Source organism: Neoakkermansia glycaniphila, assembly GCF_900097105.1.
GTDB lineage: Bacteria > Verrucomicrobiota > Verrucomicrobiia > Verrucomicrobiales > Akkermansiaceae > Akkermansia > Akkermansia glycaniphila.
Genome location: NZ_LT629973.1, coordinates 1546337 through 1562746, shown reverse-complemented (window position 1 = coordinate 1562746; position 16410 = coordinate 1546337). Strand labels below are relative to the sequence as shown.

At 58.9% G+C, this 16410-nt stretch carries 11 protein-coding genes and 2 tRNA genes; 8 read left to right on the top strand and 5 right to left on the bottom strand.

The genetic code is table 11. From position 1 onward, the window contains the following. Nucleotides 1-96: 96 nt before the first annotated feature. Both PYTT_RS06490 and tilS read right to left on the bottom strand, forming a co-directional pair. Nucleotides 97-173: transfer RNA gene (locus tag PYTT_RS06490), tRNA-Pro, on the bottom strand. 86 nt (nucleotides 174-259) lie between these two features. Further along, nucleotides 260-1201 carry a tRNA lysidine(34) synthetase TilS gene (gene tilS, locus PYTT_RS06485; protein ID WP_067773551.1) on the bottom strand — a complete coding sequence of 314 codons (942 nt, stop codon included), beginning with the start codon at nucleotides 1199-1201 and terminating at the stop codon, nucleotides 260-262. Nucleotides 1202-1250: 49 nt separating this feature from the next. Between tilS and dnaX the strand changes: the two genes are divergently transcribed. From dnaX to PYTT_RS06470, 3 genes are all read left to right on the top strand, one after another. Continuing rightward, nucleotides 1251-3311, top strand: a complete 2061-nt coding sequence (dnaX, locus tag PYTT_RS06480; protein WP_245741016.1) for a DNA polymerase III subunit gamma/tau — start codon at nucleotides 1251-1253, stop codon at nucleotides 3309-3311. Between the two features lie 23 nt (nucleotides 3312-3334). Beyond that, nucleotides 3335-3649, top strand: a complete 315-nt coding sequence (locus tag PYTT_RS06475) for a YbaB/EbfC family nucleoid-associated protein (RefSeq protein WP_067775437.1) — start codon at nucleotides 3335-3337, stop codon at nucleotides 3647-3649. A 130-nt stretch (nucleotides 3650-3779) separates the two neighbouring features. Beyond that, entirely contained in the window at nucleotides 3780-4748 is a 969-nt protein-coding gene (locus PYTT_RS06470) for an exonuclease/endonuclease/phosphatase family protein (RefSeq protein WP_141675793.1), read from the top strand. Here PYTT_RS06470 and PYTT_RS06465 read toward each other — a convergent pair. Both PYTT_RS06465 and PYTT_RS06460 read right to left on the bottom strand, forming a co-directional pair. Then, complete coding sequence (locus PYTT_RS06465; RefSeq protein WP_067775445.1) at nucleotides 4735-7401, bottom strand: DEAD/DEAH box helicase; 2667 nt, start codon at nucleotides 7399-7401, stop codon at nucleotides 4735-4737. The two genes, PYTT_RS06470 and PYTT_RS06465, sit on opposite strands and share 14 nt — an antisense overlap. Before the next feature lie 5 nt (nucleotides 7402-7406). After that, on the bottom strand, nucleotides 7407-8396 hold the full coding sequence (locus PYTT_RS06460; RefSeq protein WP_172801781.1) for a glycosyltransferase family 2 protein: 990 nt from the start codon (nucleotides 8394-8396) through the stop codon (nucleotides 7407-7409). Between the two features lie 123 nt (nucleotides 8397-8519). Between PYTT_RS06460 and tkt the strand changes: the two genes are divergently transcribed. The 5 genes from tkt to PYTT_RS06435 all read left to right on the top strand — a co-directional run bounded on the left by tkt (nucleotide 8520) and on the right by PYTT_RS06435 (nucleotide 14804). Continuing rightward, entirely contained in the window at nucleotides 8520-10508 is a 1989-nt protein-coding gene (tkt, locus tag PYTT_RS06455) for a transketolase (RefSeq protein ID WP_067775449.1), read from the top strand. Between the two features lie 192 nt (nucleotides 10509-10700). Then, the gene (ftsA, locus tag PYTT_RS06450) at nucleotides 10701-11912 is read left to right on the top strand and encodes a cell division protein FtsA (protein WP_067775452.1); all 1212 of its coding nucleotides are present in this window, start codon (nucleotides 10701-10703) and stop codon (nucleotides 11910-11912) included. Nucleotides 11913-11924: 12 nt separating this feature from the next. Then, nucleotides 11925-13556 carry a cell division protein FtsZ gene (locus PYTT_RS06445; RefSeq protein ID WP_067775455.1) on the top strand — a complete coding sequence of 544 codons (1632 nt, stop codon included), beginning with the start codon at nucleotides 11925-11927 and terminating at the stop codon, nucleotides 13554-13556. 19 nt (nucleotides 13557-13575) lie between these two features. After that, on the top strand, nucleotides 13576-14670 hold the full coding sequence (locus PYTT_RS06440) for a DNA adenine methylase (protein ID WP_067775459.1): 1095 nt from the start codon (nucleotides 13576-13578) through the stop codon (nucleotides 14668-14670). A 52-nt stretch (nucleotides 14671-14722) separates the two neighbouring features. After that, nucleotides 14723-14804: transfer RNA gene (locus PYTT_RS06435), tRNA-Leu, on the top strand. A gap of 169 nt (nucleotides 14805-14973) precedes the next feature. On the opposite strand, the gene PYTT_RS06430 is transcribed toward PYTT_RS06435, so the two are convergent. Beyond that, complete coding sequence (locus PYTT_RS06430; protein ID WP_067775465.1) at nucleotides 14974-16287, bottom strand: hypothetical protein; 1314 nt, start codon at nucleotides 16285-16287, stop codon at nucleotides 14974-14976. Between the last annotated feature and the right edge of the window lie 123 nt (nucleotides 16288-16410).

Genomic DNA, 16410 nt, shown 5'->3' with positions numbered 1-16410 from the left:
TTTCAGGAGAAAAAGCGGGTTCCGTTGATGATTCATGCCAAATGGGCACCACTGGATACATTCCAAAAAAAACCAAACTCCAGAAATGAATTAAATTGGTCGAGCTGACAGGATTCGAACCTGCGACCTCTTCGTCCCGAACGAAGCGCGCTACCAGCCTGCGCTACAGCTCGACTAAATCTAAGTCGGCACGGAGTCTACAGGATTTGCCAGCGAATGCAAGTCTAATTTTTCAAATTCTCGCGACTCCCTGCATCCTTCATTCCAGAAACAGCCGTTTTTCACGCCTCCGGGCGACGCGCCCGCCCGGCAACGAAAGGCGCGCAGGGCTGCCGGGCCGGATGATCGATACGACCGCCAGCACCACCTCTTCGGACACATTCCTCACACCTTGCCGCTTCAGATATCGGTGCACGATCACCTTCTGCAATTCCACAGGATACGCCGCCACTTTGGGCAGATAAAGCCTCCCCTGCGGATCCTCGACCTCCAGCGCAGCAACCGCCGCCGCCAGAGCCGCAGATGCTTCCTCCGCAATGCGCGCACTGCGATTGATGACCGGCACGACATCCCGGCCCATGATATCTTCCAGCAGAGGAAGCACTTGCAACCGAAGCCTGTTGCGCACGACATCCGCCTCGCCATTACTGGCATCCTCCCGCCAGGGAATCCCCTTTCCTTCCAGATAAGCAGTCAATTGTTCTCTCGGAATATCAAGCAGAGGACGCACCAATACCAGACCATCCTCCCGGCAGGCTATCGGCTTCATCCCCAGATGCCCACCGCTTCCCCGGCACAAGCGGAACAGAACCGTCTCCGCCTGATCCTGCCGATGATGCCCTAGAGCCACATAAGGCGTACCGCAGGCCGCCGTACATTCCCGGAAGACCTCGTAGCGAGCCTCACGCGCCGCCGTCTCCAGCGAAAGCCCCCGTCCCCCCGCATAACGAGGCACATCGACCCTCTTTTCCACAAAATCCACACCCAGCGCATCGGCCATCATCCGGCAGAACGCCGCATCCGCATCCGCATCCGCACCACGGATACCATGATGCACATGGCACACGACCACCTGCAGCCCAGCCCCATGCAGCAGATGCAGCAAAGCAACGGAATCGCGGCCGCCGCTCAATCCGACAACCACAGATCCCGCCTTCTTCAACAGCGAAAGGCATCCGGTATCCAGCAACTCAGCATCCATTTCTCAAACAAAAGCCTAGCACAATCCCGCAGCGCCGAAAAGGCCAAACATGCAACCCGTTCAAATGCGTGGCCTGACGCCGATTTGCCTTGCTCCGGGAGGTAAAATATGGGAGAATCCGCACCCGATGAGCTATCAGGTCTTTGCAAGAAAGTACCGTCCCCTGACATTCGACGACGTCCTCGGACAAGAACACGTTGTGCGCACGTTGCGCAACGCGATCGAACAGAACCGCCTGGCTCACGCCTACCTTTTCGTCGGCCCCCGAGGAACGGGCAAAACATCCACTGCCCGCATCTTCGCCAAAGCGCTGAACTGCCCGGACGGACCCAAAGCCGACTTCGACCCGCATTGCGATATCTGCGAAGAAATCGCCGAAGGCCGGAGTCTCGACGTACTGGAAATCGACGGCGCCTCCAACCGCGGCATCGACCACATCCGCGACCTGCGAGACAACGTCCAGTTCGCCCCCTCCCGGGGCCAGTTCCGCATCGTATACATCGACGAAGTACACATGCTGACCAAGGAATCCTTCAATGCCCTGCTCAAAACGCTTGAAGAACCCCCTCCACACGTCAAATTCATCTTTGCCACCACGGAGCCTCACAAAATCCTTCCCACCATCCTCTCCCGCTGCCAGCGCTTCGACCTGAGGCCGATTCCCGCCCCCGTCATCGCCGAGCACCTGATGAACATCGCTGCCAAGGAGGGCGTAACTCTCGCAGAAGCGGCTGCATTCGGCATTGCCCGCGTCGCTGACGGCGGCATGCGCGACGCCCAGTCCATGCTCGACCAGCTCGTCTCCTTCTGCGGCAGTAACATCGAGGAACAACACGTCAACGACATCTTCGGCGTCACCTCCCGGGAAACAGTCTCCCGCGCACTCGCCTACATGCTCCAGCGGGAACTCCCCTCCCTGCTCCACCTCGTACACGAACTCTCAGAAGCCGGGCGCGACATGGCCCAGCTCCTCACAGAGCTCATGAGCGCCGTGCGCGAACTGCTCGTCGCCAAAGTAGCACCGGAAGAAACGCAAAACAGCATCCCCGAACACTGGCGCGGCCCCTTGCAGCAACTGCTCGCCCAAACCGCCACGGATAAAATCCTGCGGCTGATGGAAGTACTGACTTCCACGGAAGAACGCATGCGCTGGTCATCCAACAAAAGGCTCCACCTCGAAATGGGGCTGATCCAGGCTGTCCACTCCCTGTCGGAAGCCAACATCAGCGATATCATCCGGGCACTGGAAGGCGCCCCCCTGCCGGAAACCCCCATTGCCACGACAGCGCTGCCCACCGTCTCTCTGCCCGAAAACAGACCGGACACTGCACCCACCGCATCACCTGCACCGCAGCCTGAGATACCGGCTTCAATCCCCGAACCCGTTCATACGCCGCAAACCCCAGCTCCTGCTCAACCGCCGGTGCCCGAACCATCCATCGAAATACCGGCGGCAGCCACTTCGGAACCCTCGCTTCCCGAGCAGCATTACCCCATGCCCGACAGCTTCGATGAGCCCGCAACGGCAGCTGCACCCGAGCCGACAAGAAGCCTCGAACCCATCGACGATGCTCCTCCCTTCTTCGGCAGCGAACCGGATACCCTTTACGTCGCCGAAGCCGACATTTCAATCTCACCGCTCACCATCGACATATGGAAGAAAATTTTTCTCGACCTGCACCAGGCCAAACCATTGCAGGCAGGCTTCATCAGCCATGCGGAATTCATCAGTGAAGAAGAAAACTTCTTCATTGTCGCCGTCCACCCGGAAGACATTGAAGGACGCGACACCTTGTTGAGTGAAGAAGTCAAAACATTCATCGAAACGCGAGTGCAGCGCTTCACAGGCCGCAACCTCAACCTGCGCGTCGAAACGGACAGCACGCTACCCGCCCCCATGGAAGAAGCTCTGGAACCGCTTCCGCCCCCCCCGCCGCCGCCCGCTCCTACTCCCCAGAACAAACCGAAGCCCAACACGGCTCCGCCCCCCTCATCAGCCGCCGAGCCGCCGAGCGATGCTCCCTCCACACAACTCGATCCCGAAATTTTCTACAAAGATCCGCTCATTCAAAAAGCGTTGGACGAATTCCACGCCCGAATCATCTCCTGAACTTACAAAACCGACCATACGACATGAATCTGCAAAAACTGATGAAACAGGCCCAGCAAATGCAAGCCGGGCTGGCCGCAGCACAAAACAAGCTTGCCGAACAAACGCTCACCATCAATGCCGCAGGCGGCAAAATCAAAGTAACCGCCACTGGCGCCGGCCTGATCACCGATCTGCAAATCGACCCTTCCATTCTGGATCCCGATGATGCGGAATTCGTACAGACTCTCATTTTCAAAGCCATTCAGGACGCCATCGAACAAGCCAAAGCCATGGCGGAATCCGAAATGAAAAAACTGACAGGCGGAATGGGCCTCCCAACCGGCCTCGGACTCTGACACTCCATCCCGGAAAGATCCGGCGGCAAAGCCGCAGAACGAATTCTCCGGAGAATTCCGCAGGCTCATGAAGCATTGGAAGAGCATACTTTCCGCACTGAAACCCAGATCATCCAGCCAAAAGGCAGGCATGTTCCTCACCTGTGTTTCATTGGCGATCTGGCTGATCTTCATCATGGCCATGTGGAGCGGGTCGGATCGCATCGCCGCCCTGCTCCTGCTGCCGGTCTGGCTCGTGACCATCACAGCCGTTGCCCCGGCCCTCCTCGCATGGCTCTGGGCAAGGGAATGGCTCGCCTTCGGCACCGTCATCCTGTGGACATTGACCGCCATCATGGTCAGCGACGTTTTTCAGGGCATCGGCCGCATCGGACTCGACCAGGATCCGGCACGCATTGCCAATGAGCGCCTCACATGGAAAATCATTTCAATTGATTGCCGCAACGGCTCCTCTGTCCCTGCGGAAATTCTCCAACCTATCCATCCCGACGTCATCTTCCTCCAAAATCTGCAGCACATTGATCAGGCGCAGACTCTGGCTGTCGATCTCTTCGGAGCCAACCCGTCAATACGCACCAACGGCAACAATGCCATCATCGTACGGCACGGCCAGCTCGCTCAGGCTTGGCCTATTATCGGCAACGGCAGTTTTATCGTCGACTGGTCTCCCGACCGCACCGTCGTTCCCGTACGACTCGTCAACGTCAACCTCACGCCCGGCCCCGAAAACAGAAACCTCTTCTCCGCGGACTGCTGGAAAGCCCATGCCGAAACACGAGCCACGCACCGCAAAGAAATCGACTCCCTTCTTGAAGCGCTCAAAAACATGGGCCGCCGTGCCGGAGAAATCCCCGTCATCTGCGCCGGAGCCTTCTACTCACCGCCCCAATCTCCCGTCTTTGACCCGTTCCTCCATGTCATGACCGATGCCTACGGCTCATCCGGCGTGGGCTACGGAGCAACCTGCCCTTCCGACTTCCCCATTCTGCGACTGCACCGCATCGGATACACATCCCCGCTGCGCTCTGTTCATTCCTCGACACTCTACATCCCCGGACTTGCGGCTTACGCCGTCATGGCGGACATCAAACCCCTGTAGCGGGTCCAGCCTTCACCAGATCCAGCAATTCATCCGGAGACATCGCCAGCAGCAGCTTCTCCAGCCCGCCGGACAGCAGAGCATCCGCCATCGCCCGCTTCCCCTCCAGCATCCGGTGGATATTCTCCTCAATCGTCCCCCGGCACACGAACGGATGCACCCACACGGGCTTCACCTGCCCGATACGGTAAGCCCTGTCGCTTGCCTGATTCTCCACCGCCGGATTCCACCACCGGTCAAAATGCACCACATGGCTTGCACGCGTCAAATTCAACCCTGTACCCGCCGCCTTGAGAGACAAAATGAAAAACGGCGGACCGCCGGGCGATTGAAACCTGTCCACCAGCTCCTTCCTCATCTCCAGCGGAGTGCCGCCATGCAACGCCAGCCCCGGCCTGCCGAACACGGACTCCAGCAAATCGTGCAAAGGCTCGATCATACTCCTGTACTGCGTGAATACCAACATACAATCTCCCGCCTCCGCCACCTCCCGCGCCAAATAGCGGAGGCGCACCATCTTCCCCGATTCTTCAGGAGCCATATACCCTGTCCCCAAATACTGGGCAGGGTGGTTGCAAATCTGCTTCAACCTTGAAAGATACGGTAGCACCAACGCCAACCTCACGGCAGGATCCGGTTCCTGAATCACCGCCTGAAGCTCCTCCACCTGCCTCTTGTACAGCCGCACCTGCTCCGGAGTCAACAGGCAGAAACACGGAGTCTCCGTCTTCGTCGGCAATTCGGGCGCAATCCCTTCATCACTCTTCAGGCGGCGCAACATAAACGGGCGAACCAGCCTTCGCACACTCTCGTACCGGGCTCCCGATTCCCGCAACATCGCAGCAAACTCCTTCGAACTCCCCAGCAGACCCGGAGTCAGAAAATCGAACAAGCTCCACAATTCCTGCATGGAATTCTCCACGGGCGTACCCGTCAGCGCCACCCGGCGCACGGCATTCAACCTCCGCACCGCCTGGGATCGCCGCGAATCCGCATTCTTCACCGCCTGCGCCTCGTCGAGCACCACCGCAGGCAGCTCCACCCGCCCCAGCTCCTCCAGCCGCGCCACCATACCGTACGTCGTCAGAGCCACATGCCCGCGCTGCAACAGCCAGCCGGGATTCTCACGCAAAAGCACACAATCCTTCTCATCCAGATAATCAGGATGCAAAACCGCCACATCCAGCTCCGGAGCAAAACGGCGCAACTCATCCTGCCAATTGCCCAGCAAAGACGCCGGAGCCACAATCAGAGACGCCGCCCCATCCAGCACCCCCCGCAGGCGCAGAGACTCCAGCCAGGCAATCACCTGCAACGTCTTGCCCAACCCCATATCATCGGCCAGGCATGCGCCGAACCCCACCTCCGTCACCCCGGACAGGAACCTCACTCCATCCTTCTGATACTCACGCAGCACCGCATCAAGCCCAAGGGGTAACGACTCCGCATCGCGACCGCTCCGGCCAAGTGCCTCCAAAGCCTGCTCCAGCACATCGCCCGCTTCCAGCCTCACCTCCTCATCCGGCTCCGGCAACCACGGAAGAGCCTTGCTCCTCCCTCCCAGCAGCAGCCGCAACCCAGCTAGCAAAGGCACACCTGAAACAGACGCCATGCGGGAAGCATTCCTCCACTGCTCCAGAATCTGCGCAACCTTCTCCCGATCCACCCGCACCCACTCGCCGCGAAACCGCACCAGCCCTTCATCACCGGACAACAGCTCCTCCAACTCCTCCTCCGAAAGATGCCGCCCCCCCAGCACCGCCGCCGCAGAAAACGTCAGCAGCGAATGAATATTCAAAGACGGCGCCCGACCATCCACAGCCTCACCCTCCACTCTCACCTCAACCTCCACCTTCGGAGGCAGAGACTTCCACAAATTCACCATCCGCACATCAACACCCGCCTGCTCCAGCAAAGGCACCGACTGTAAAAAATCATAAGCCTGCCGCGCCGTCCACACCTGCGGGCGATACACCGACTGCGAATCCACCAGCTCACGCAAAAACGGCGACACCTCCGCCACCTCCCTCAATGGACGAAGCAGCGCCAGCAAAGCCTCACGATCCTCTTCATACAGCTTCAGAGCCATCCCCAGAGGCACATGCTTCGCCTGATGGTCCTTCGAAACCTGATGCACCAGAGTCGCCAGAAAGGCAAACGGACGGCTTCCGTCCGCATCGTGGCCGTTCTCCGCCAAATGGAAACACAACCGCCCCACCTGCTCCCACCCCTCTCCCAGCCCGGCAAGCCACGCCTCGGCAGCCACACCCGCCAGCCTCGCCCGTTGCGCCAAAGCCGGCCCCATATCCTCAAACCACCTCTGCAAACTTCCGGCAGACACATACCCGTGTCCACGGCAGGGAGGCATCTCTGCCAACCACCGCGCCGCTTCCGCTGCATCCGGAGCCGCAAGCGTGAAATCCCCCCCTCCCCGCACCCGCAACGACCGCACCAGCACCAGCCGCGCCTTCTCCTTCAACCAATGCAGAACGGAAGCCGCATCGGACGGCACATCGAACCTCACCAAATCCAGCAACCCGAACCCGGCTCCGCGCTCGAAAGCCCGCGCCATCCGTGGAGCCGCCCCCGCCGGGGCGACGGAAGGCACCCCACCTTCAAGCACAGACAGGAAAACGGACTCCACCACAGCCATCCCTCCTACCCCCTTCCGCAAATCCTGCGCAGCAACCGGACGGCATCACACCACATGATACGGAACACCGCCGTCTTCGGCGTCTTGCGGAACAAAACCCAGAAAGCCCTCCTCACAGCCCTGTTGATCCTTGCACTCTCGGGATGATTCTTCCCCTTCAGCACATGCTTCACCAGATAAATCTGGTGAAAATTCTGCGCGAACAACGCCGTACACCACATCCGCCGCTCCTTGCCGGGCATACCTTCCGGCAGCTCATCCAGCACCCGCAGAAGCGCAAAAACAGCGCACTCGTAATAATGGGCGGGGGCCTCGCCGCGCACGAAACGGAGAGTTGCGGAAGAATGGCGGCGACGATAATGGTACAGACTCCTTGAAAGCACCGACACCTTCCTGCAATACAGCAGATAAAGCTGAATGAACAAATGATCCTCGCTGAACGGAATATCCTCCGCATAAGCCAGTCCCGTCTCCCGAACGATCGACGTCTTCAGCATCTTGTCCCATGAATAGCGCGACATCGACTCGATCATCGAAGCATTCACAGGCTGCACCCCCTCATCCGTCTTCCCGTGCCGCAACGGGGGCCGCTCCAGAACCGCACCGGAATCCTCATCATGCTCCCACAGGCCGCACACCACCATATCCACCTCATCGCGAAGCATCGCACCATACAGCGTCTCAATCATCGCAGGATCGATCCAATCATCAGAATCCACCATGCAAAGAAACGGCGCCCTTGCCATCGAAATCGCCAGATTGCGGGCCTGCGACACCCCCCCGTTCTCCTTGTGAACCACGCGGAACCGCAAATCCCGCGCCGCGTACTCATCCAGAATCGCACCGGAACCGTCCTGCGACCCGTCATCGATGCAAATCGCCTCCCAATCCTCCATCGTCTGGGCCAGCAGAGAATCCAGGCACTCTACAAGATACTGCTCCACATTGTAAACGGGAACAACAACACTGACGGCTGGACACTCGGACGCACTCATACGCTCTCCCCCATCGTAGCCAACAACCCTTGATCCGTCAAGGCCGGACGCAAATCCCTTTTCGCGCCAGCCCGGCACTTTAGGCTTCCCTCCAGCCATCCGGCATGGTAGAATCGCGCCCGCATGAACTTCGACCTCCTTCAGAAGGCCGCCAATCAGGCACGCGGACTCGCCATCGACGCCATTCACGATCGCGCATCCGGCCACCTGGGGCTGCCCCTCGGCTGTGCAGAAATCGGCGCCGTCCTCTACGGCGACCTCCTCAACGTCAACCCTTCCGAGCCCCGCTGGCTCAACCGCGACCGCTTCATCCTTTCCGGAGGCCACGGGTCCATGTTCCTGTATTCCTGGCTCCATCTGGCCGGCTACGGCCTCACTCTGGATGATGTCAAAGCCTTCCGCACCAAGGGAGCCATCACCCCCGGCCACCCGGAATACAACTGCGCACCAGGCGTCGAATGCACCACCGGCCCGCTCGGCCAGGGCATCGCCAACGCCGTCGGCTTCGCCATCTCGGCCAAACACGCCGCCGCACGCTTCAACACGGCGGAACACACCATCTTCAACCAAAGCATCTTCTGCCTCGCCGGCGACGGATGCATCCAGGAAGGCATCGCCCGTGAAGCCGCCGCCATCGCAGGCGTCCTCAAGCTCGACAACCTCGTCCTCATCTACGACTCCAACGACATCACGCTCGACGCACCGCTGCACAAATCGCAAACGGAAGATGTCGCCGCCGTCTTCACCGCACTCGGATGGGACACCGTCACCATCGACGGGCACGACATGGCCGCCGTAGCCGACACCATCCGCTGCGCCCGACTCGAAACCAACGGCCGCCCGAAACTCATCATCGCCAAAACCACCATCGGCAAAGGCGTACCGGAAGTCGAAGGCACCACCAAAGGCCACGGCGAAGGCGGAGCCCAATTCTGGGAACAGGCCCACGCTGCATGGGGCATCCCCGCAGGCGAACGCTACTACGTCTCCGAAGACGTCCGCTCCTACTTCTCCGGCGTTAAAGCCAAACGCGAAGCCGCCTACACCGAATGGAGCGAAACCTACCAGGCATGGTGCGCAGCCAACCCGGACCTCGCCGCGGAACTCGCCTCCGGCATCGTTGCATGCGAACAGGGAGTCTGCCCCAAAGAATCCGGCAAAGCCATCCCCTTCTTCTCGCCCGACTTCGCCGATGCCACCCGCTCGGCAGGCTCCATCGCCATCAATGCACTGGCCAAGGCTGAACCCTACCTCCTGACCACCAGCGCCGACCTGTACAGCTCCAACAAAAACTACATCAGCGGCGGCGGCGACTACAGCGCAGAAACCCCCGCCTGCCGCAACTTCTGGTTCGGCATCCGCGAACACGCCATGGCCGCCATCTGCAACGGCATCGCCTATGACCGCATCTTCCGCGTCAGCGCCGGCACCTTCTGCGTCTTCGTGGACTACATGCGCGCCGCCATCCGCGTCGCAGCCCTCTCCGAACTCCCCGTCACCTACATCCTGACGCACGACTCCGTCGCCGTCGGCGAAGACGGACCCACCCACCAGCCCATCGAAACCTATTCCGGCCTCCGCATCATCCCGAACCTCGACGTCATCCGCCCTGCCGACCCCGAAGAAACGGCCGGCGCCTGGATCGCCGCCATGGAACGCAACGACGGACCGACCGCTCTCATCCTCACTCGCCAGAAAGTGGACACCCTCAACTCCATCCCGGCAGAAACACGCCGCGAAGGAGTCCTGAAAGGCGCCTACATCGCCCGCAAGGAAAAAGGGGCACTCACCACCATCATCATGGCCACGGGATCGGAACTCTCCCTTGCCCTGCAGGCAGCCGAACAGCTCGGCGACGGCGTACGCGTCGTCTCCATGCCCAGCTTCTTCCGCTTCGACAAACAAAGCGCCGAATACCGGGAAAGCATCCTCCCCGCCTCCTGCAAAAAACGCATCTCCATCGAAGCGGGCATCACCGCCCTCTGGTGGAAATACCTCGGCAGCGAAGGCAAAGCCATCGGCATCGACCAATTCGGCTTCTCCGCCCCCGGCGACCTCGTGCTGAAAGAACTCGGCATGACCGTCGAAAGCATCCTTGAGGCAGCCAAATAACAAGGCAGCCCCGCCTCACCCCGTCCTCTGCCCCATGTCGCCGCATGGGGCAGATTTTTTCCTCCCGACTTCCGCACAGGCACAGCACCCTCACCCGCCCCATCTTCCCGCATGACGCGCTAGAAGCACGCCAACAGCGGAAAAAGATGATAAAAACGAGTCAAACATCCAGTAGTTTACCCAGCACACACCATGGCCCGCACTAAAATCCACGTAGGACTTGAAATCGGAACCAGCAAAACTTGCGTGGTCGTCGGGGAAGTTCGCCCGGATGCCACCGCAACCATCATCGGCATGGGCGAAGTACCCAGCGCAGGAGTACGCAAAGGCGAAATCGTCGACCAATCCATGGCTCGGCAATGCGTATGCGACGCCTGGCAAATGGCACAGGACCACGCGGATGTAGACATCATCTCCGTCTTCGTCGCCGTCACCGGCCAGCACATCTCCTGCATCAACAGCTCCGGCACCTACCGCCTGCCCGACGACCGCGAAGTCATCGAACAGGAACACCTCGACCTCGTCGACGAAAAAGCCTCGGAAATCCAGCTTGGCCCGGACCAGTACACCCTCCACCGCGAATGGGGGGAATACTCCATCGACGGCCAGGACCCCGTCGCCAACCCCGTCGGCCTCTGCGGCCGCACCATCGACGTCAACTGCCACCTCATCCACGGCATCAAAACGCGCATCACCAACACCCTCCGCTGCGTCCGCCAGGTCCCCCTCGAAGTCGAATCCTTCGTCTTCGCGCCCCTCGCCGCAGCACAGGTCATCCTCACGCGCCAGCACAAGGAAGCCGGGGCCCTCGTCATCGACATCGGCGGCGGCACCACCGACTACGTCTTCTACCAGGGCGGCCAGCTCATCGCCTCCGGCTGCATCGCCATCGGCGGCAACACCATCAACGCCGACATCGAAAAACTCACCGAACAGCGCATCTCCAAACGCGTGGCCGACATCCTCAAACGCACCGAAGGCAACGCCTTCGGCGACGTCAAAGACAAAAGCCTCGCCCGCTTCACCGGAGACCTCGGCATGCACGACGTCGCCATCGAACGCGGCATGCTCAACCGCATCATCCGGGACCGCCTCGCCGAAGCCCTCATCCTCATCAAAAAACGCCTGCCGGCGGACATCTGGAAACCCAACTCCGGCATCAGCGTCTTCTTCTCCGGCGGCACCAGCCTCATGCGCGGCCTCGACAACCTCGCCGACTACATCTTCGGCGTACCCGTCCACCAACCAGCCCCGCCCCGAGACACCAAAACCCCGGCCTACCTCGAAGACCCGCGCTACTGCACCCCCATCGGCCTCATCCGCTACGCCCAGCGCCTGGATGAAGACTACTCCCCGCGCGCAGGCCTCCTCGGCCGCCTCTCCTCCCTCTTCCGCCGCAAATAACCTCTCATCACCATGCTCCCGTACCAAAGCGCCAACCTCGAAGAAAACAGCCGCAACATCGCCATCATCGGCCTTGGCGGCGCAGGTGCCAACATCCTCAGCTGCTTCGCCGGGCAAACCAACGCCGGCATCAAGCTCTGCACCCTCTCCCTCGACGAACGCATCGGCCGCGCATCGGCAGCAGGCACATTCATCCAGCTCGGAGCCGCCAGCAACCACGGCTTCGGCTCCGGCGGCGACCCCGCCATCGGCGCACAGGCTGCCCGCGAAAGCGAAGCCGCCATCGTCGACCACCTCAAAGGGCACGACCTCCTCGTCCTCATCACCGGCCTCGGCGGCGGCACCGGCTCCGGCGCGGCTCCCATCGTCGCACGCCTCGCCCGCGAACTCGGCATCTTCCTCGTCGTCGTCGCCACCATGCCCTTCACCTTCGAAGGCCGCCGCCGCCGCCAGCAGGCGGAAACGGCGCTCCGCGAACTCGAAATCAGCGCCAACGTCCTCCTCTGCTTCGAAAACGACCACATGAGCACCCTCATTGCGCCGAACAAAGGAGTACACGACGCCTTCAGCGAAGCCGACCAGCTCCTCGCCAAAGCCACCGCCGCCGTCCCCATGCTCGCGGCCTCCCCCGGCCTCATCAACCTCGGACTCGACGAACTCACCCAGGCCCTGCGCGGCAAAAACAGCCGCTGCATCTTCGGCTCCGGCTCCGCACGCGGCAGCGAACGCGCCGCCCGCGCCGCAGAACGCGCCCTCGAATCCCCCCTCCTCGCCCAGAACAACGCCCTCGCCTGCGCCGAAACCGCCATCGTCCACATCGCCGGCAACGAAACCCTCACCCTCGAGGAAATCCGCACCGCCATGGACGCCATCAAGGCCAAACTCCGCCCCGGCGTCAACATCCTCTTCGGAGCAGCCGTCAAACCCCGCCTCAACGACGAACTGCGCATCACCATCCTCAGCTCCATCGAACCGGAACGCATCCCGATCCCCGAACCGGCGCCGGAACAGCCAGCCGAACCGGAAACCCCTCCGGCTCCCACCGACGAACCGGAACTGGCGCCTGAGCTCCCGGCAGAACCTGCACCACAGGAGGAAACAACGTCCATCATCGCAGAAACGCCTGCTGAAGACGCCACATCCACCGACGCCCCCCCGGTCGCCGAACCTGCTCCGGAACCCGAAAAAGAGGAAAAACAACCAGTCGAATCACCAACCGCCGAAAAACAGGCAGCGGAACCGGAAACACCCGTACAACCCGAACCTGAACAAAACCCCGAACCGGCGAAAAAAACAGAACCTGCTCCGGCGGCCAGACCGGCGACCGTGGCAGCTCCCGCCGTCAAAACACCTGCGCGGGCACAACAGGTACAAGGCTCCCTCCTCCCGGCCGACTTCAAATTCCCTGCAGCCCCCGCCGCCGCCCCGGAAGAAGAACCCCTGCCCGAACCGGAAGCACCGATCGACCTCCCCCTCTCCCCTGAACTCCCGTTCACCGACACCCCCATCGTCAAACAACCGGAACTCAACCTCCCGAACGCAGCCGCCTACGGCCTCGACGACCCGAACATCCTCGACGGAGAAGACCTCGACATCCCCCCGGCACTGCGCGGCAAACAATGGGACGACCAATTCCCGGGCTAACCCATAGCACCCCCCAAGCGTGGAAAACGAATCCTACCTGCGGGAGCAAATCGTCACCTACCTGGGCAACAAACGCGCCCTCCTCCACTTCATCGGAGAAGCCGTAGCAACCGTCCGCCAAAAACTCGGCGGCAGAAAAATCTCCTGCCTCGATGCCTTCTCCGGCAGCGGCATCGTCAGCCGCTACCTCAAACAGCACGCCAGCCACATCATCGCCAACGACCTGGAGGCTTACAGCTCCATCATCAACCGCTGCTACCTTGCCAACAAAAGCGACCTCGACCTCCCTGCGCTGGAACACCACCTGCAGCAACTCCGCCACGCCATCCTCCACCACCCCGTACCCGGCTTCATAGCCGCCACCTACGCGCCGAAAAACGACGACGCCATCACCCGCGAAGACCGCGTCTTCTACACCCGTCAAAACGCCGTCATCCTCGACACTGCGGCGCAATACATCCACTGCACCGTACCGGACCCCCTGCGCCCCTACCTCCTCGCCCCCCTCCTCGCCGAAGCCTCCATCCATGCCAACACCTCCGGCGTCTTCAAAGGATTCTACAAAAACGACCGCGGCTGCGGAGCCTTCGGTGGCCGGGCCGGCCACGCCCTCACTCGCATCATGGGTGCCATCGAACCGGCGCTTCCCGTCCTCTCCGATCACGACTGCACCCACAGCATCTATCAGGAAAATGCCAACACCCTCGTCCGCGCCATCCCGGAAACGGACCTCGCCTACCTCGACCCGCCGTACAACCAACATCCCTACGGCTCCAACTACTTCATGCTCAACCTACTCGTCAACTACACACCGCCTGAAGACATCAGCCCCGTCTCCGGCATCCCGGCAGCATGGAACCGCTCCGCCTACAACAAAAGCATCGAAGCGGAAAACGAACTCCTCCGCCTCATCGACGACTGCCCGTCCAAATACATCCTCCTCTCCTACAACTCGGAAGGCTTCATCTCACAAAAAACCTTCCGTTCGCGCCTGCAAACCATGGGCACCCTCACCGTCTCCGCCATCCCCTACAACACCTTCCGGGGCAGCCGCAACCTCCGCAACCGCCCCATCAAAGTCACGGAATACCTCTACCTGCTGGAAAAAGCGTAAAAACGCCTTGACAACGCAGCCTATTTCCGGTCTAATCATCGCACCTTCCAGTGCCGGCTTGGCGGAATGGTAGACGCGCTCGACTCAAAATCGAGTTCTAACGAGTGTGGGTTCGAGTCCCACAGCCGGTACCAATATTTTGTAGAACAGCATTATAGTGTATGATGCTGTTGTTTTCATAACTACTTGTTACAGTTCAAATCGAGGTATATTTTATTTCTCATGGGTTACTTCGTTGTTTGTATGAAGCCCAATCATGAACCTAGGCTTTTTTTCGAACAAATTCACATCCTGCTCCATTCATCACGGTGTTAATTCTCTGTTTTCGCGAAGAACAGTAACTTCTTTTTTCCCTTCTCTTCCCAGCCTAATTAATGGTAGAGCATTGGTCATTGGCGTCAAAAGAGTATAACCCCCTATCTCGCGTGGTACTCCGGAAGCAGGAATGATAATTGCATTCAGATGGTCATCCGCAAATTTCGTATCTTTTCCCAATTTTTTCAAGAGCTGCTCACGAACCTGACCTGCATACCCTTCCATCCTTCGCACCTCTTCGCCAGACATAAAAGCATGCCGTAGCAATTCGATTGAAGTCTTTGGCATTTTCGACAATGCGACCTTACCAGACGTACCAGGTTTAAAAGCACAGGCTGTCTTAACAAGTTCCTCGGCCATTGTCAACCTGTTTTCTGATTTTCCACTCTTTGTAGCATGTTGTGGCATAGTATGCATGCTAATATTATTCACAAATTTTGTCAAAAAAATTTCATTGAACTTCTCCAGTGCTATCGGCGTGTATTTATCGCTGGGTACTTGCAATTGAGAATTAGCACGATCCATCTTAACGGCAGGCCACGTTTCCTTTTTTCTATTCTCTAGCATCCGAATCACCTTCCTGCTTTCCGAATCAAGTTCCCCACTTATGGGCTTGGAAGCAATTTCAAGCGGAATTGGTACTAGGTTTCCTGTCAATAAGCCTTCCACTTTTTTGTCATCCATTACGTTATCAATCGCTAGATAACCATAATTTGTTTGCAATAAGGGTGTTCTTTTCAAATAACTCAATTTTTCTTTTAAAAAAAATTTTCTGTTTTGATTTTCGATTGTCTTTGGTTCTCGCTTCGGTTTGTATCGATATTTTTCTTTCAGATACACATTTATGTCTCCTCCCTCTATTTCTACTCCCCACATGAATCCTTCCTGAGAGGCCGAAATCATCTCTGTCCAACCTGCATAAGAACTAAATTCGCTTACAGCTTCGCCTTTTTTCATTTTTTCTTTCTTCTCGGCTTCATCTTGATTCCGGTTGCGAAGCTTGACTAAAACAAATTTATCCATCTTCTCCTTTTCGGGACCAATAAGAGACGCTTTCAATAGATTCCACTGTGCTAAGACGATTTCCCATGGCATCTCTCCGATGCTCCGAACCAATTCGCTATTGTTCCATTCATCGAGCAAAACCACTTCTAAGATCCTGCCGTATGCCAAGGTTTGTTTCTCAATATTCTGCTTCATTTGAAGCAAATCACCTTCCAAGGTATTCTGCAAGCTTTGTCCATCTTCATCCTTTTCTTGGAGATGCTGTAATGAGGCAAGATATTGATTGATGGATTCCAATCTTGTAGTAAGCGAAGCCTGGGTTATGATTGATTCTTTTCCTATTCCTGTAAGAATTCCTGAATTTTGGCATTCAATTCTGCCAGCTCCTTTGAAGGAACTCGTTGCACCACTTGTCCATTC